The following is an 18,101-nucleotide window of genomic DNA, read 5'->3' as shown; positions in this document are numbered from 1 at the left end:
GTGCTTATAGTGTTGAATTGGTCCAACGTAGAGACACTTACCCATTATGTAAGCTTATAAAAGCAACTACTAACTACTAAATTATTATATATAAAAGAAATAAATTAAACAATAAACTTATAATTTATAAATTATAATAAATGTAGATTGGAGGCAAAATGGAAAAAAATCAATTTAAAACTAAAGATAACTTGGCAATGCATTTATACAGTGCACTTAAAAGAAGATGAATATTATCATCATTCTTATTTATTTTAACAATCTTAATGGCCATAACTTTAGTTGCTAATATAGAAGCAATAAAATATATTACTTCTTTGTTAGTTGCAAAAAGTGTCGTTGATTCAACCGACGACCCTGATAAATTATTAGATATTTTAAGAAGACAAATGAGTGAAGAAGAATGGAGTTTCATTGGTCCATATATAAAAAACTGAATTGCAAACAATTTAGATAAAACAAAATTAATTAATGATATGATTCATACATTCTTTTATGACTATGTTGAATTTGACGGTCAAGAAGTAGTGGCAAATATTTTTAACTTAAAATTATCTTTATTTGATTTAGCATTCTTTATGATTGGAGATATTCTTGTAGTAGTTGCAATCTCATATATGGCATTTGTAATCTCATCACACATAAGTGAATCATATGAAACTTATTTAAAGAGAGAACTAATGGGTAGATTAATTGACCAAGATATTCATTTTTTTAATGAAAATAAGGTTGGACAAATTGCAGGTGTTTTAGTTAAAGATGTTCATGTTATATCAAAAAACATTAAAGAAGGTCCTTTTATATATTCTTTATCAGTATCTTCAATAGTATTATGTGCAATTGAAATGTTTATAATCAATTGAAAACTTGCTTTATCTGTTTTTGGACTACTAGTTATTTGTGGTGTATTAGTTGTAATATTTGCTTTGAGCACTAATATTTTTACAAAAAGAATCGAAAAGTATTCAAAAGATATTGATAATAAAACTAGTGAAAAAATTTATAGTATACGTTTAATCAAATCAAGTGGTTCTTTTGATCTTGAAAAAAAACAATATGTTGAAGACACTAAGAAAGTAGATAAAAAAAATAAGAAAAAAAGCTATTTATCTGAAATTCCATCAACTATTATACTTGGGGGAATTGGTTCATTTGCAATGGCATCAGTAATATTTGGGGTTTTCTTATTTTATTCTAATTCTCAAACATTAATTAGTATAATATCAGCTTTTACAACAGGAGTTGTTGTTATGACACTTCCGTTGTTGCAATTAAGACAAGTAATATATGATGTGCCAGCATGTAAAATTTCAGCAGATAATGTTAGTTTCATATTGAATAAAGAAATTTTAATAAACAAACATGAAAAGCTATTATTTCAAGAAGAATTTAAAAATGCTGAATTTAAAAATGTTGTATTTTCATATCCCGATTCTGAAAAAATAATTTTCAATAATGTTAATTTAAAGTTTGAAAAAGGTAAAAGATATGCATTTGTTGGACCAACTGGTAGTGGTAAATCCACAGTCGCGAAGTTGTTATTAAGATTTTATGACCCAAAAGCTGGTGAAATAAAAGTAAATGGTAAGCATGATTTAAAAAATCTTAACTTAAAATCTTGGTTAAATAAAATTGGATATGTTGATCAAGAACCACAAATTTTAAGTGGTACTATTTATGATAATGTTAGATATGGTCTTGAAAACGTTAGTGAAGAAAGTATTGTAGAAGCTTGCAAAAAGGCTAAGTTACATAATCTTATTGAATCATGAGAAGATGGCTATGATACTGTTCTTTTTGAAAGAGGTAGTCAATTATCTGGTGGTCAAAAACAAAGGCTTGTAATTGCAAGATTGTTGCTTAAAAACCCTGAAATATTAATTCTCGATGAAGCTACAAGTGCGCTTGACAATATAGTTGAAAGCGAGATTCAAAAAGAACTTGAAAAATTAATGATTAATAGAACAACAGTTTCAATCGCTCATAGATTAAGCACGATAAAAAACTTTGACGTTATATATGTTATACAACCTGATGTAGGTATAGTCCAAACTGGAACTTATGATGAATTACTTAAAGTAGACGGGTTGTTCAAATCTCTATATAATGCAAGTTTAAATAGTAAGTAAATAAAAAAGTAACAAATTATTTGTTACTTTTTTATTTATTAAAAATGTATAAAGGTTTTTTAATTGAAATATGAAAGATTTGACTACATAATAAATTTTTTTATTTATTTTGATGATAACTTGTTTTAATTTATTTTCAATTTTATAGATATAAAAAAAGTAAAATTTTAATTTATATAGTTTTATGCTTCTTTTAATTAATATTTTTATAAATACAGTTAAATTTAATAATATAAATATTATTGGTGAAACAACATACAAAGCATTTAATAAGTTACTATAAATCTCTTTAGTGTAAGCAAGTTTAATTAAAATGGAGTTTCTATTTATTAATATTTTCATTGATAAAAATATATTTATAAAAGTTGAAACAATTATCAATAACGAGTTAATTAAAAAATAAACTCCAAATGTGTAGAGTAACTCTTCATTGTAAGAAAATAAAAAAATAAGGTCTATTATTGCAGACAACAAAATTAAAAAAAGGAGCTTTTTTTTATGTTCATATACAGTTTTATATCAATTTAATTTAAACTTTTTTTTCAACATAATAGTATATTTTAAATTATTTTTTTAAAATATGTTATTTAATATTTATAAAAAAAATATTTTACTAATTTATAAAAAAATATAAAAAAAAAGCACTAAAAGTGCAAAATTTCATCTATGGTGGTTTCGGACGGAATTGAACCGCCGACACGTTGAGCTTCAGTCAACTGCTCTACCAACTGAGCTACGAAACCAAATGGCGACCCCAACGGGACTCGAACCCGTGATCTCCTCCGTGACAGGGAGGCGCGATAACCAACTTCGCTATGGGGCCAAATGGTTGCGGGGGCAGGACTTGAACCTACGGCCTTCGGGTTATGAGCCCGACGAGCTACCAACTGCTCCACCCCGCGATATGAAATAATGGCGGAAGATGAGGGATTCGAACCCCCGCTCGGGTTTCCCCGACTCTCGGTTTTCAAGACCGACCCCTTCAGCCAGACTTGGGTAATCTTCCATTAATATAATTTCAAAAGCGACCTATAGCATATTATCTAGAGTCATTATATGGTGGACCTTATTGGACTCGAACCAATGACCATCCGGTTATGAGCCGGATGCTCTAACCAACTGAGCTAAAGGTCCAAAAAAAATATATATGGTAGCGGGGAAGAGACTTGAACTCTTGACCTCCCGGGTATGAGCCGAGCGCTCTAACCAGCTGAGCTACCCCGCCATATATGGTGGACCCGAACGGGATCGAACCGTCGACCCCCTGCGTGCAAGGCAGGTGCTCTCCCAGCTGAGCTACGGGCCCATATAAAACAAATAATATAATGGTCGGGAAGACAGGATTCGAACCTGCGACCCTTCGGTCCCAAACCGAATGCTCTACCAAGCTGAGCCACTTCCCGATTAATATGAATATTATAATATATTATAATATTCAGTTTCTATAATGGCGCGCCTTAAGGGACTCGAACCCCTAACCTTTTGATCCGTAGTCAAACGATCTATCCAATTGATCTAAAGGCGCATATAAAGCAAACCAAATTAATTATAATATACTTTTTCTTTTTTTCACCAATTAAATTAAAATTGACAATTATTATTATAACAAGTTTTTTTGTTTTTTCAAAGAAATTTATATTTTTTTAATTCTAATTATTTTTAAAAAAAAGAACATTTATGAATGTTCTTAGTTTCAAATATGGAGGTACCAGTCGGAGTCGAACCGACGATCAGGGAGTTGCAGTCCCATGCCTTAGCCTCTTGGCTATGGTACCATTACAAAAATGATTATACAAAATTATAATCATTTATTAAACATAAATTAAAATTAATTAATGTTTTGTAGAAATTATTTGGTTAAATTTATCAACTAAATAATTATCTCAGTTTTTATCAAATCCAAATGGTTGATCTTCTGGATTACTTGAGGGATTATATCATTTATCTCAAGGGGCTCCATAATCTCCATCAGGGTTAGAAATTTCTTCATTCAAATCTTTTATAATTGAAGTTGCAGTTGCTTCTTCGACTTGAAGTCTTTGAATCTCATAATCATACATATAATTAATAAATTTATATGTTAACTCTAAATTTCTATTTGTATTGCTTAAAACTAGGCTATCGCTTCAAACATTTGTCCCTTCAGTAAATGCCGTACCATCTTCATTATGCTCCAAGTGAGGTGTTGACTTTAGAGTAGTATATACTCAATCATTTTTTTCTTCTGTAGATTCTTCTTCAGAACCCGCTTCTTCTTCACTTAAGCTTTCATCATTTTCATCATCTTCTGAAGTATAATCTGGAGCAGTTGCTCATAATAGATCACCATTATATAGAACAGCAATATCATACTCTTTAGCATGTACTCTATCCATTATTTGGTCTCCATATAAACCAACGTTGTTATGTGCTAAAAGTTTTTCAACTTCAATAGCAGCTGTGTCAATTCTTTCTTGTTTTTCTGATGAAGTTAATCCTTTAAGATTACCTTCTGCGTCTTTAAACTTACCATTTAAATCAACAGTTCCATAAAGTTTTTCAAAAGCATACATAAATACATTTTTTGGATCTTCATTAAGTTTTAAGTCAAATCCCCTATCTGCAGCCTCTCATAAAATATTTCAAGATAATTTAGAATTATCTATATTTCACTTAAAGCGATTATCAGATTTATTTTTATTAAATAATCCTTTTTCATCTAAAAATTTAATAAGATTTTCATTTGGAACTTCTTCATCTGAACCAATGTTAAATGCCATACTTACATCACCTCAGAATCAGTTTATTGAATAGTCTAAAATACTTTCATTATCATCACCAATTTTTGTTTTATCAAGAATATTTACTAATGTTGGGTCCATGTCATATGACTTTTTACCTTTATCATCAGTATAATCTTTATTCTCTATTGATTCATATTGACAAACACCTTTATCAACAGGTTTATAGCCTTTAAATGTGCCATCTTCATCATCATAAATTGGCTTAGTTAAGTCCGGTTTATTTATTTTTTTAATACAATTATAATTAAGTTTTTGTAACTTGTCTTCTTCTGCAAGTTTTTTTATCATATACTCACTTGGTACCATTACATCATAATTAAAAGTATAAGTTTTGTTATATAAACTTTCATTAGAATCAAATTGTTGATAATTTAGTTTTACTCCTTCTTGTTTTTCAAAATTCTCAATAACATTTGGAGCTATATAACTTCCTCAGTTACCAATTATTAAATCATAAACATTATTTAGAGCATAAGCTGTTGTTAACAATGAAAAAGCAGCCAAAACACTAGTTGACATAACGATTTTTTTTCAGTTACGTTTTATTCAAACATTGTTTTTACTTACAACAGTTTCAGTATTTACAACAGGAAATAACTTGTCTTTTTTCTTTGAAATTCTAAATAATAAATTATCTAATTTCATTTGTGAACTTGTAATTAGTTTTTCGTATTTAGAAATTTTTGATTCATTAACAATTGTTCCATTTACATTAGAAAATGGAACAACTCTTTTTACTTTTCTTTTTCATACTTGTAATTCGTCATACTTTTTAAGCATTTTTTCTTCTTGTTGTGATTTAAGTTGGTTTAATTTATCAATTGTTTGTTTTAACTTGTACTTATTTTTTCCTTCTTTAAGAATATTAACTTCCTCTGATATTGATAATATTTTTGTATTGTATCAATTAATTGTTTTATCATTTGGGTTTTTCTCATTAGAAAGGTCTTCTTTAAGAATTTTTATATCGTTTTCTAATTCTTTTATTTTATTTTCAGTTTCAAGTTTTCTTTGATTAATCAATTCAACCTTTTCTTGATATTTAGAAATCTTTTTGTCTAGACTTAATAATATAACATCAAGGTTTGGTATTTTTTTTGACTCATTTTTAGTTTTTAATACAGTTTTTTTATTTTCTAATTTTGATAGTATTGCTAAAGTTCTAGAGTCATCATTAATCTTTTCTACTAATAATTCTTTTTTTCATTCTAGTCTACTAATCTTTGCATTTAAAGTTTTATTACTTAAAGTTTTGTATTGTAATTGTAAAAACTTATATTTAATTCATAAAAATGGATTTAGACTAGTACAAATTTCTGAGTTTGTTTCAACGCATTTTTCATAATACTTAATTTGTTTTTTTATATTACTTAGTTCTTTTAATTTATAAGTTCCATTTTTTAACTTTAGTTTGTTTTCTTTTATTGATTGTGAAGTTATTTGAACTGCATTCCAAATTAAAACAATTAAAACAATTGTTATTACCAAAATTGTTCCAAAAGCATTTATATATGGTGTTATTTTTTTTGCAGTATAAATAAATGTTGAAACATTTGTTTGATCTCCACCAGTAAAATATGAAATTATAAAGTCATCAAAACTCATAGCAAAACAAATTGCTGTTGCTGTAATAATTGATGGTAATAATATTGGTAGAATAACTTTAAAAAATGTTTGTCTTTGGTTTCCACCCAAGTCATTTGATGCATCAATAACATTTTTATCAATTCTATTCATAAATGGTAATACTGTAACAATTACATAAGGGACATTGAAAGAAATGTGAGCAGCAATTAAAGTTACTATTCCAAACTTTATGCCCGCTAATACAAATATAATCATTAAACTGACTGCTGTAATAACATCTGCATTTACTAATGGTATATTTGCAACCCTTACTCATCTATTAGCCACTTTTCGTTTAATTCTGCTTAAACCATAACATGCCATAACACCAATTATAATTGAAATAACTGTTGATATCATAGCAACAAATAATGAAACTGTTAATGATTTAATAAATGGAGAATATTCAATTAAATATTTGTATCATCTAAAACTAAATCCAGTAAAATCATCTACATTTTTACCGCTATTAAATGATAAAAATATCATTGTTGCAATTGGAACATAAATGAATAACATCATTATTAAGAAATAACAGGATTTGATGAATTTTTTCATTTTTTTGACCCCCTTACTTCGAATTTATTAGATATTAATTTAACAACTCCCATTATTATTAATAATAAGAATGCTAAGAATACTGCAACTGCAGCTCCATATCCAAAATCAGTACCTCTAAAGAAATAATTTTCTATAATATTTGTTATTAGGTTTATTTTTCCATCTCCCATGTATCTAACCACAAGAAGTGAAGTTGCAGCTTGAACAATTACTAATGTGAAACCAGCAAATACTCCTGGTAGTGAGGCGCGGAATGTTGTGTGAAAAAACGCTTTTGTTTTACTTGCTTTTAAATCTAAAGCAGCATAATAATAAATACTATCTTGGTTTTGTAATGCATTATAAATTGGAGCAATTGCAAAAGGTAAAAACATATATATCATACCTATAACGATTGCAATTGGTGTACCAATTATTGATCCAGAAAGTATCATAAAAATACTTCTTAAACCAAGAATTTTTAATATCATAGATATTCAAATTGGCAGAGTAACTAATACTCACATATTTTTAGCCAATAATTTATTTTTTAATTGTGACATTATTAAAGCAATTGGGTATGCAAATATAACAGTAATAACACTTGCTACAAAAGCATATAAAAGTGATAAACCTAAGACTAACATTATAGAACCAGTTGTAAATAATTTTAAAAAGTTTTTTAAATTTACTGAAAACTTAACACTATCACCAGTTGGATCTACAATTGCAAATATTATAATTCCAATAAGTGGAAGAATAACTAATATACTCATAACTATCATAAAAGGCAATAATACTGGTCAAACCTTTTTTTTCATTGACTTAAATATTCGAAAGTTACCAATTTTTTCTTTTAGTTTTACTTTATGAGTATCAGGAATTTCGCTATCATATACAGCTTCAATGTTATCAATTTCATTTAACTCAGTTTGTAATTCATGATTTTCATTATTTATATTTGTATCAGTAAGTGGATTATTATTCATCTACTTCCTTTCACATAACATGCAAGTCATCAGAAGCTCACTTAACTGATACTGGTTTGTCAAAATCATGAAACTGAGTTGTGTGTGATTTATAAATTCTGTTTAAACATTTGATTGTAATTTCATAATGTACACCCTTGAAAATAATATTTTCAACAATTCCATCGAAATATCCTTTACCTGGTTCATCAATTAAAACATCTTCAGGTCTTATGACAATATCGATATTGCTTTGGTTTTCACCAAAACCTTTATCTGTACAATCAAACTCTTTACCATCAAATTTAACTTTCATATCTCTAATAAATTCGCCATTTTCAATAATATTTGATGAGCCAATAAATTTTGCAACTCATCTATTTTCTGGTTCATTATAAATTGCTTCTGGTGTACCAATTTGTTGAATTGCACCATCGTTAATAACGACAATTCTATCACTTAATGTTAGTGCTTCTTCTTGATCGTGGGTAACTAATATAAATGTAATACCAACTTCTTCTTGTAAGTCTTTTAACTCATCTTGCATTCTTTTTCTTAAATGAACATCTAATGCAGACATAGGTTCGTCTAATAATAGAATTCTTGGTTTTAAAATTAAAGCTCTAGCGATAGCTACTCTTTGTTTTTGACCACCACTAAGTTCATGAACTCTTTTATTTTCTAACCCTTCAAGAGATAATTTTTTAATATAGTGTGAGACTTCTTTAGCAACTAAATCTTCTTTAGTTTTTTTGATTCTTAGACCATAAGCTATGTTGTCATAAACATCATAATGAGGGAATAAAGCATAATTTTGAAAAATTGTGTTTATTTGTCTTTTATTACTTGGAATTGGTGTTAAATCTTTTCCTTCAAAAAGAATTTGACCAGATTCTTGTTTTTCTCTTCCACCAATAATATTTAAAGTTGTAGATTTTCCACAACCAGATGGTCCCAATAATGTAATAAATTCTCCTTCTTTGACGTTAAAACTCACACCTTTTAAAACAACTTTACCATCGTAACTTTTTGTAAGATCACGAATTTCTAAAATATTTTTATTGTTTTTCATAGTGAATTCTCCTCTAAATATTAAATTGTTATCGCGTAATTTTATTTCATTACGCCATTAGGGAGAGAGTTTCTGTTTCAAGTACTATTTCATATCATTCAACACGAGTAATAACTACATCAAATCATTCTGCTATAAGATATTGCTTGATATTTATAACTTCTTTTAATTTCATAGTTACCTCCATTGAACTTATTTTTTACTTGATTAATAATATACTAAAAATAAAAAATATACAACAAATAAGTCTTAAAGGTTAAAATTTATTTATTGTATATAATCTTTTAAAAACTCATAAATACCATCTTCAGTATTTTTAAGAGTAATGTGTGTAGCATGTTTTTTAACCTCTTCATGGGCATTTCCCATAGCTACACCATATCCAACTAGTTTTAATAATTCCTTATCATTGTCGCCATCACCAAAGAAAGCTACTTCATTTAAATTAATATTTTCAAGCTCTAATATTTTGTTTAAAGCATAAGATTTATTTATTCCTTTTGGACAAACTTCAATTCTTTTAGAACTATCACTATAACTTCAATCATAATATCTAAAACCTGAGCTATTTAAATAATCTTTAAACTTTTTAATGTTTTTCCCTTTGCCATTGCATATTAATTTATATGATAATGTTTTTATATCATTTTTATAAACAATACTTTTGCGACCTGATAACTTACTCAAGGCAAAAGTGAATAAATTTCTTTTTAAAACCGTTGAAGTATTATCCTTTTTATCATAACTTCAACAATTAACATTTAATTCTTTTGCTTTTTTATAAATATTATCAAACTCTTCAACAGTAAAAGTAACTTCAAATATAGTATTTATATTATTATTTTCAAATTTATAGAGACCTCCACCATTTAAACAAACTACATAATCACCATTTAAATGACTTTTAATAGATTCTGCTATATTTTTGGTACGTAAAATATGTCTACCAGTTGCTAAACACACTTTAATATTTGAATTTCTTGCTTTATCTAGGATATCAAGAGTTTTTTTAGAGACAACATGCCCTTTACCTAAAACTGTTCCATCAATATCCATAGCTATAAGTTTAATCTTACTCATACTTTATTTAATAAAATCTGTCAATACATCCTTAGACATAAAACCAGTATTTTGTTTACTTAAATTCCCTTCTTTAAAAGATATAACAGTTGGTATTGATCTTACTCCATATTTGTTAGCTAATTCTGATGCTTCATCAACATTAACTTTAACAAATTGTGTAGAATCAACTTCATCTGATACTTGTTTAAAAATTGGTGCAAGCATTTTACAAGGACCACATCAGTCTGCATAAAAATCTACAACCACTGAGTTATTTTTGCTTAATATTTCATCTAATTCTTCAATTGTTTTTACATGTATTATTTCCATAATTAAATCTCCTTTAAAATTTTGTTTTTAATAAAGAAAGAAACACCATCATCGTTATTACTTTTTGTAACATACACAGCAATGTCTTTTAACTCCTGAATAGAGTTTTCAAGTGCTATAGGGTAATCAACTGCTTTTAATAGTGGTATGTCATTATAACCATCACCAAATGCAAATGTAGTTGTTTCTTCTTTATCAAGTTTTAAATAGGTTAAAACTTCCTTTACAATAGAGCCTTTATTAATTCCTTTTGTTGAGAGTTCATAAACTCTATTTGTATATTTTATTATATCAATTTGTTCTCTTAAAAAGTCAAAATCTTGTAAGAATTTTTCTTTATTTTGTAAAGAAAATTCTTCATTCAAGACAAATGTCATATGAGATACGGGTTTTTCGATTTGCTCAAAATTATCTATAATAACATAATTAACTTTCATTACATTTGCTCAATAATTAGAGTTTTCACCATATCCATAAACATAGCAAGTATCACCAGCAAAGTAATGAACCTTGTATTCGCCTACTTTACCAAATGTTTTTTCAAAAATTTGCCTCAAAATATCTTTGCTAATAAATTTATTTATAATAAATTTATCACTTTTAAAGTCATAAACTTGGCTGCCGTTATTTGCAACTGCTATACCTTTATACTTATCAATATTTAATAATTTAGCCTGTTGTCATATAGCGTCCTTTGTAATTCTTGCAGTTACTGGTATAAATCAAATATTCTTATCATACAATTCTTTTACTGTTTGAATTAAACTATCACTAAATTGATGATTATCTAAAAGAGCAGTTCCATCTAAATCAGAAAATATAACTAAATTCTTTTTAAACTTAAACTCCATATAAAACCCTCCCTATAATCATATTTTTAAATTATTTATTTTTTACTTTTGATTTATTATTTTTATCTTTAGTAATTTTACCTTTATTTTTTTCAGTTAGAGTCTTTTTTTTAAATTTAAATATGTTAAGAATACCTAAATTATCTTGATTTGGTAATAATAAGTTTGCAATTATACCTACAATTGTAGCTAAGAACATACCTGTTATATTAAATGATTCTCCTATTTTAATGACACTATCTGTTAAAGCCATACCTACTCCAATTGATAATATTAATGAAATAACTAAAATATTTTTAGCATTTTTAAAGTCTACTTTTGAATCAATTAAAATTTTAATACCATTGGAACTAATCATGCCAAATAGAACAATGCTTATTGCACCCATTACAGGTAATGGAATCATCATTATTAATTGATTGATTGGAGCAATAAAACTCATTATTATTGCAAATATTGCTGCAAGTCCTGTAACTCAAACGCTAGCAACTTTTGTTATTGAAACAACACTTGTATTTTCAGAATATGTTGCATTTGCGGGTCCACCAATTAAACCTGCTAGTGACATTGCAACTCCATCTGCCATTAATGTTCTACTTATACCTGGGTCTTTAATAAAGTCTTTATTTGTCATTGTTCCAATATTTATATGATCTCCTAAATGTTCAGTCATAGTAACAATTGCTATTGGAACAATCGCAACCAATGCTGGTCCAATATTAGATGGTTGAACATCTCAAATAGCTTTAAAACTAGGGTATCAAGCTCATTTGCTTGTATTAGTTATTAGTTCAGTTTCTAATAATGAATATCCTAGAGGTTTAAATGAAAAGTGTAATATAATCGCTACAATATAACCAACAATTAAAGCTATCAAGATTGGTATTACTTTTAAAAAAGATTTTGCTTTTAACATACAAATAGCGGCAACTATAAAAGTAATAAATGCAATAACTAATGCTAATCATTGAGGATAATATAAACTTTTTCCTACAAAATCACTAGAATTATAAATGATGCCTGCATTTGATAAAGCACTTTTAATTGGACTTAAACCGATCACAACAACTATTGGTCCAATAACAATTGGTGAAAATGCTTTTTTTATTCATTTAACACCTGTCCAATAAATAATAAAACCAAAAAGTATGTATACAACTCCTACCATAAAAACTCCAATAAAAATAGCATTTCCTCATCCATATTCTGCATAACCAATACCAAGAATGCTCATATATGCAAAACTACTACCTAAATAAATAGGTACTTTTGCTGCTGTTAATGCTATATAAATTAAAGTTCCAAATCCACTACAAAACAATGCCATTGAAACATTTATTATGTCCTCACCTGTCTTTGAATAACTATTAATAATTAAAGGTACTAATACTGTAGCTCCAAACATAGCAAAAACATGTTGAAATGAAAGTAATATTCATTGAGTTATATTTTTTGGTCTTTGTCTTGGTTGTAAAATTATATTATTATTCTCCATATAAACTCCTTACTTATTTTTTTATCTAAATGATATTAACATAATTATTTTATAATATAAATAAAATAAAAAAATGCATCACTAAGATGCATAAATTTCATATATGGTCCGGGATAAGGGACTTGAACCCCCACGTGTTACCACGCCAGATCCTAAGTCTGGTGCGTCTGCCAATTCCGCCAATCCCGGGTGGATGGTGTCTCGTATAAGATTCGAACTTATGACCCACTGGTTAAAAGCCAGTTGCTCTACCGGCTGAGCTAACGAGACATTAAAATCAACAAAATAATAATAACATTTTTTTAATGTTTTGTAATTATATTTTTAATAATAATTTTCTTTATTTTTATGAATATATATTGACCCAATTGTTATAAATAATATACCTAAAATTGCCATTGGTATTCCAAATAAATAAGAAATTGTAACAAATGAAAAAAGTGTAAACACCCCATAAGTAATTGAAAGTATTGAACATACAAACTTTGAATTATCTGCTTTTTTTAAAAGAAAAATTAAAATTGAAATAAGTAAAAATATTGATAATATGCAATATAAAAAAACTCAAACATAAGCACTAAGACTTAAAGTGTTTTCTGTTTTATGACTTATGACTTTTACTAATGACATTGCTAATATGTTTATAACAAATGCTAGAGTTAATCCTATGTATAGTGGTATTTGGAAACTTCTTTTCATTTTAACCTCTTTATAATAATACTAAAAAATTATAAAAAAAAACAACCAATAATAGTTGATTTAATATCATATCTGGTGCTGATGATAGGACTTGAACCTACAACCTACTGATTACAAGTCAGTTGCTCTGCCAATTGAGCCACATCAGCGTAGATGGTGGAGTGTAACGGACTTGAACCGCTGACCGTCTGCTTGTAAGGCAGATGCTCTCCCAACTGAGCTAACACTCCTTTAAAAAAATATGGTAGCCTGTACGGGGATCGAACCCGTGTATGCACGGATGAAAACCGTGTGTGTTCACCGCTTCACCAACAGGCCATAAAAAATGGCGGCTTTTGCAGGACTCGAACCTGCGACCAACCGGTTAACAGCCGGTTGCTCTACCAACTGAGCTAAAAAGCCATAATAATTGCTACCTATACATAATAGCATATTAGAATAAAAAAAATCAAGTTTTTTTTAATATTTTATTAATATTTTCATATTAGATTTTCCAAATAAAAAATAAAGAGAGTTGTATTTATAAAAATTATTTATAAAAACTTTTTAGAATTATTTTTAGAATTATAAATTTTCATCAGTCATATTTGTTTCTTCATATTTACCACAAAGTATTAAAACACCACCAACTATACCACTAAAAATAATTGACAAAACACCTGCGGCTGTTTTACCTTTAGCAGTTCCTCTTAAAACTTTTGCTGATGCAATTATTGTTGGGATTTGAAAACAAACAATCACCATAATAAAGATAATAATACCAATTATAAGTACTTTTAAAACTGTATAAGCAAAAACATCGGCTCCTACATTATTACTATCAGGAGTGAAATTTAAACTTGCAGTTAATAAAACAACACTTAAAATTAAACCACTTACTATAGTAACCGCACTCAAAACTATTGAAGTTATGCATCCTGCTTTACATAAATTATTTGGTCTCATAATAACCTCTTTTCACTTACTATTTTATCAAAAAAAAGACTAATTAATCAATTAGTCCCGCATTATATAATTTTTGGAAATGTCCTTCTTTGTTTTTTAATTCTTCAAAAGTACCTCTCTGTACAATACCTTTACCATTTGCACCTAAAACAATAATTTCATCAGCATTTTTTATAGTGCTTAATCTATGAGCAATTGTAACCGTTGTTCTACCCTTCATTAATGAGTCAAGTTTCATTTGAATTTCTTTTTCAACAATGTTGTCTAATGCACTTGTAGCTTCATCAAGAATTAATAATTGAGGGTTTTTTAAAAACATTCTTGCAATTACTAATCTTTGTTTTTGCCCACCACTAAGCATAAAGCCACGTTCCCCAAGAATCGTTTCATATTTATCTGGTCATGACATAACAAGATCATGTAGTTCAGCTTTTTTACAAGCACTTATTATTTCTGCTTTAGAAGCGCCAAATGTACCATACATTACATTTTCAAATACATCTCCATAAAGTATTTGTGGGTCTTGTTCAACATAACCTACATTTTTTAAATAACTTGATAAATTAACATCTTTTAAGTTTAAATTTTCATTAATTATTATAGACCCTGATGTTGGGTCATAAAATCTTAACAGAAGTTTTGCAATTGTAGATTTACCACTACCTGTTTCTCCAACAAAAGCATAACTTTTAGATTCTTCAAACTTAAAACTAAATTTTGGTAATATTATTTTTGTAGGTTTCTCTGGATAGGCAAATTCAACATCATTAAATACAATGCTTCCTTTTATGTGGTCAACTATTTCACCATCAAAATAATGATGATTCATTATCGACTTAGCATTGATTGTGTCATTAACACGTTCAGAAGCAACTGATGCATAAACTAATCCAAATAAAGCATTCATAATTTGAAATAATGGACTTAACATCATTGCTTCTGCTAATTGAAATGAAGCAAATGTATATTTAAAAAAAGTTAAACCTTCTTGTGGAGTTGATCATAAACCATATAAAAGCATTGCACCAATTATTGAGAAAAACTTAAGTATAAAAACTCCTCCTCACATAGTTGTTAACATAAGTGCTTGGTTAAGACCAACTGCTTTAGATTTTTTATAATAATCTTTGTGGACTTCAATAAACCTTTTGGTTTCATAATTTTCTGTACCTGCAGATTTAATTAATCTAACTGTTGCCACTCTATCAGTGACATCTCCGTTTATAGAAGTTATTACCTCTCTTACACGTAAAACTTTTTTTCTTGTAGCAAAAAAACATAATGCCATCAAAACCATACATACAATAAATATTATTAATGTTAATAAACCAAGTTTTCAAGTGAATACGAACATTAAAATACTTGATGCTGTTATTTCAAATATAGATAATCCAATTTGTAATGGAACTTGAACGGCTTGATCCCCGACCGTTTGTGTATCTGACACAACCTTTGTTAAGATTTCTCCAATTTTTTTATCTGAATAATATGATATATCTTGTCTTACTAAATTTTCTAAACATCTATTTCTAAGACTTATTTCTATTTTTCTACCCATTATATATGATACATAATCATAATAAAATGAAGTTATACAGTATAATACAACATCTGCAATGGAGATATACACAAGATTAATTCAACTCATACCTCAACTTGATAATATACCAGTTCCACCATCATCTTCAAATGGTATGTTTTGTTTTTCTGACAATTCCTTAGTGATTGCTTTTGTCATTTGATATGTTAATATTGGTAATAACAATGAGCACGAAACAATAATAAAACAAAAAATTAGCATTATTAATGTCAATTTTCATTCTTGTTTATAATACCTAAATAATATTTTTATGAACGGTCCCTTTGAACCGTTTTTCCTACTTATATCCATTTTTTAACCTCTTTTCTTGATTAACCAATAACTACATCTTCTTCAACATATGTAAAATTTTGTTTATTTTTAGGTTTTACAAAAGCTAATAATGTATTTGATATACCTAATTGACCTATAAACATTGTAATTATTAATAAAACTTTTGAAATTCAACCCATATTTTGAGCTTGATCATTTGAAAATGGTTGGAAACCAACCGTACCAAATGCACTTGACACATAAATCAATACTTTTATTAAAAGTTCATTTTGTGATTCTTGATCATTACTAGTTGATAATGCTTTGTTACTATCTAAATAAACTGCAATTACAACAAAAAATACAATAGCTATTGAAATAATTACTACAGCAAATGCACGCTTAACTACCTCATCTGGTATTTTTCTTTTAAATGCTTCGACTGTTTTTTTATTTCTTACAATTGATCATACCGCTAATAATGTAATTGCAAATGTAGTAGTTCTTATACCTCCTGCTGTTGAAGAGGGTGCTGAACCTATGAACATTCACAGTGACATTATAACTTTACTTCCTGCTGTAAAATTATTAATATCTACAGTTGCAAATCCTGCATTTCTACAAGAAGAAACATTAAACAATAAATCCATTATTCAAACATATGCAGGTTTTCACGAACCAGATGGGTCTGCTACTCATTCTTTTGTACTTACTATTTCACCATTAACAAGTTTTTCAGACACTTTGAAGTCTCCGTTTTTTAAAATTTGACTATCTTGAGTTGTTGCAAATTCAGTTATAAAAACCAGTATTGGACCAATTACAAATAAACATGAATATACAACAAAGTTTAATTTAGTGAAAAGTGAAAACTTTACAGTTGTACCTTCAGATCTTGCCTTAATTTTTCTTTTAATGTCATGGTAAGTAGGATATCCTAGTCCTCCAATTACTCATTGGCATAAAAATATAACTTGTAATAAGTACGCATGTGAATTACCTTGGTTATAAGGTAATAATGAGTTCCCACTTATTATATCAAATCCTGCATTGTTTGTGGCACTAACAGAGTGGAATATAGAACTTCACAAAGATTTACCAAAATCATGATAAGAATTAGTAACTCCTGTTTTATCGACTACCATTGATGTATCAACTTCATTAAAATAAAAAGCAAAGAATAAGAAAAAAGCCCCTATAATTTCTAATCATAGTAGAAAAATAAAAGCATCTTTTATCATCTCAACAGTACTCGAAAGAGCACTATTACCTCTTTCAGATTGTGCTATACTCTGATCATCAAGTGAAACTTTTTTACCTAACATAGCTAATAAAACAATTTTTAATGTTAGTATACCAATTCCACCAATTTGACACATTATTATTATTAATAGTTGTCCAATAAAAGAATAGCTAGTGTTAGTTTGAACCATTGTTATGCCAGTGTCTGATATTGCACTTGAAGCTGTAAATACTCCTACTAATAATTTTCAATAATTATTTTCATCAGTTATAACTCCTGGAATAGACAATAAAAATCCTCCTATCAAAATTGATAAGAGATATCATATTATAATTCTTCCTGTAATTCTTGAGAAAGGTCATCAATTTTTTAACTTTTTAAAAATCTTATCTTTTTTCATAATAGATTTTTTATCTTTAACAATATTTTTATCCATAAAGACCTCATATAATTATAATACATAAATTATACAACAAACTAGCAAAAGAGTTGTATAATTAATTAAG

Annotated in this window: 13 protein-coding genes and 16 tRNA genes; 1 reads left to right on the top strand and 28 read right to left on the bottom strand. The window is 27.8% G+C overall.

Annotated features, from left to right (window positions below):
• The first annotated feature begins 158 nt into the window (after nt 1-158).
• Nucleotides 159-2,129 (top strand): ABC transporter ATP-binding protein, encoded by a 1,971-nt coding sequence (locus STURON_RS05850; protein WP_075047981.1) that lies wholly within the window; start codon nt 159-161, stop codon nt 2,127-2,129.
• A gap of 667 nt (nt 2,130-2,796) precedes the next feature.
• On the opposite strand, the gene STURON_RS00720 is transcribed toward STURON_RS05850, so the two are convergent.
• The 28 genes from STURON_RS00720 to STURON_RS00590 all read right to left on the bottom strand — a co-directional run bounded on the left by STURON_RS00720 (nt 2,797) and on the right by STURON_RS00590 (nt 18,031).
• Nucleotides 2,797-2,872: transfer RNA gene (locus tag STURON_RS00720), tRNA-Phe, on the bottom strand.
• 3 nt (nt 2,873-2,875) lie between these two features.
• Nucleotides 2,876-2,952: transfer RNA gene (locus tag STURON_RS00715), tRNA-Asp, on the bottom strand.
• Nucleotides 2,953-2,955: 3 nt separating this feature from the next.
• A tRNA-Met gene (locus STURON_RS00710) sits at nt 2,956-3,031 on the bottom strand.
• 11 nt (nt 3,032-3,042) lie between these two features.
• Nucleotides 3,043-3,135: transfer RNA gene (locus STURON_RS00705), tRNA-Ser, on the bottom strand.
• A gap of 51 nt (nt 3,136-3,186) precedes the next feature.
• A tRNA-Ile gene (locus STURON_RS00700) sits at nt 3,187-3,263 on the bottom strand.
• Between the two features lie 14 nt (nt 3,264-3,277).
• Nucleotides 3,278-3,354 (bottom strand) — tRNA-Met (locus tag STURON_RS00695).
• Between the two features lie 5 nt (nt 3,355-3,359).
• Nucleotides 3,360-3,435 (bottom strand) — tRNA-Ala (locus tag STURON_RS00690).
• 20 nt (nt 3,436-3,455) lie between these two features.
• Nucleotides 3,456-3,532 (bottom strand) — tRNA-Pro (locus STURON_RS00685).
• 45 nt (nt 3,533-3,577) lie between these two features.
• A tRNA-Arg gene (locus STURON_RS00680) sits at nt 3,578-3,654 on the bottom strand.
• 175 nt (nt 3,655-3,829) lie between these two features.
• Nucleotides 3,830-3,904, bottom strand: a tRNA-Cys gene (locus STURON_RS00675).
• 57 nt (nt 3,905-3,961) lie between these two features.
• On the bottom strand, nt 3,962-7,096 hold the full coding sequence (gene potCD / locus STURON_RS00670) for a spermidine/putrescine ABC transporter permease/substrate-binding protein (protein ID WP_075047979.1): 3,135 nt from the start codon (nt 7,094-7,096) through the stop codon (nt 3,962-3,964).
• Entirely contained in the window at nt 7,063-8,067 is a 1,005-nt protein-coding gene (gene potB, locus STURON_RS00665) for a spermidine/putrescine ABC transporter permease (RefSeq protein ID WP_075047978.1), read from the bottom strand. Before potB ends, potCD begins: the two co-directional genes overlap by 34 nt.
• Nucleotides 8,060-9,118, bottom strand: coding sequence for a spermidine/putrescine ABC transporter ATP-binding protein (gene potA / locus STURON_RS00660; protein WP_075047977.1), 1,059 nt, complete (start codon nt 9,116-9,118; stop codon nt 8,060-8,062). Before potA ends, potB begins: the two co-directional genes overlap by 8 nt.
• Nucleotides 9,119-9,167: 49 nt before the next feature.
• Entirely contained in the window at nt 9,168-9,305 is a 138-nt protein-coding gene (locus STURON_RS05730; protein WP_158500503.1) for a hypothetical protein, read from the bottom strand.
• Nucleotides 9,306-9,385: 80 nt separating this feature from the next.
• A complete protein-coding gene (locus STURON_RS00655; protein ID WP_075047976.1) occupies nt 9,386-10,198 on the bottom strand; it encodes a Cof-type HAD-IIB family hydrolase in 813 nt (270 codons plus the stop codon).
• 3 nt (nt 10,199-10,201) lie between these two features.
• A complete protein-coding gene (gene trxA / locus STURON_RS00650; RefSeq protein ID WP_075047975.1) occupies nt 10,202-10,510 on the bottom strand; it encodes a thioredoxin in 309 nt (102 codons plus the stop codon).
• Between the two features lie 2 nt (nt 10,511-10,512).
• Nucleotides 10,513-11,361 (bottom strand): HAD-IIB family hydrolase, encoded by an 849-nt coding sequence (locus STURON_RS00645; protein ID WP_075047974.1) that lies wholly within the window; start codon nt 11,359-11,361, stop codon nt 10,513-10,515.
• Between the two features lie 31 nt (nt 11,362-11,392).
• Nucleotides 11,393-12,856 (bottom strand): uracil-xanthine permease family protein, encoded by a 1,464-nt coding sequence (locus STURON_RS00640; protein WP_075047973.1) that lies wholly within the window; start codon nt 12,854-12,856, stop codon nt 11,393-11,395.
• A 104-nt stretch (nt 12,857-12,960) separates the two neighbouring features.
• A tRNA-Leu gene (locus STURON_RS00635) sits at nt 12,961-13,045 on the bottom strand.
• Between the two features lie 5 nt (nt 13,046-13,050).
• Nucleotides 13,051-13,126 (bottom strand) — tRNA-Lys (locus tag STURON_RS00630).
• Between the two features lie 54 nt (nt 13,127-13,180).
• Nucleotides 13,181-13,555, bottom strand: a complete 375-nt coding sequence (locus tag STURON_RS00625) for a hypothetical protein (protein ID WP_075047972.1) — start codon at nt 13,553-13,555, stop codon at nt 13,181-13,183.
• A gap of 73 nt (nt 13,556-13,628) precedes the next feature.
• Nucleotides 13,629-13,704 (bottom strand) — tRNA-Thr (locus STURON_RS00620).
• A 5-nt stretch (nt 13,705-13,709) separates the two neighbouring features.
• Nucleotides 13,710-13,785: transfer RNA gene (locus STURON_RS00615), tRNA-Val, on the bottom strand.
• A gap of 12 nt (nt 13,786-13,797) precedes the next feature.
• Nucleotides 13,798-13,873: transfer RNA gene (locus STURON_RS00610), tRNA-Glu, on the bottom strand.
• Nucleotides 13,874-13,881: 8 nt separating this feature from the next.
• A tRNA-Asn gene (locus STURON_RS00605) sits at nt 13,882-13,957 on the bottom strand.
• A gap of 162 nt (nt 13,958-14,119) precedes the next feature.
• A complete protein-coding gene (locus tag STURON_RS00600) occupies nt 14,120-14,500 on the bottom strand; it encodes a hypothetical protein (protein ID WP_075047971.1) in 381 nt (126 codons plus the stop codon).
• A 43-nt stretch (nt 14,501-14,543) separates the two neighbouring features.
• Nucleotides 14,544-16,391: an ABC transporter ATP-binding protein gene (locus tag STURON_RS00595; RefSeq protein ID WP_075047970.1), complete on the bottom strand. Its 1,848-nt coding sequence runs from the start codon at nt 16,389-16,391 to the stop codon at nt 14,544-14,546.
• A 20-nt stretch (nt 16,392-16,411) separates the two neighbouring features.
• Complete coding sequence (locus tag STURON_RS00590) at nt 16,412-18,031, bottom strand: TrkH family potassium uptake protein (RefSeq protein ID WP_082236153.1); 1,620 nt, start codon at nt 18,029-18,031, stop codon at nt 16,412-16,414.
• Between the last annotated feature and the right edge of the window lie 70 nt (nt 18,032-18,101).

It is taken from the genome of Spiroplasma turonicum (genome assembly GCF_001262715.1).
GTDB lineage: Bacteria > Bacillota_I > Bacilli_A > Mycoplasmatales > Mycoplasmataceae > Spiroplasma_A > Spiroplasma_A turonicum.
Note: the sequence above shows the minus strand (reverse complement) of the source record. Positions and strands in the feature narration are given on the sequence as shown.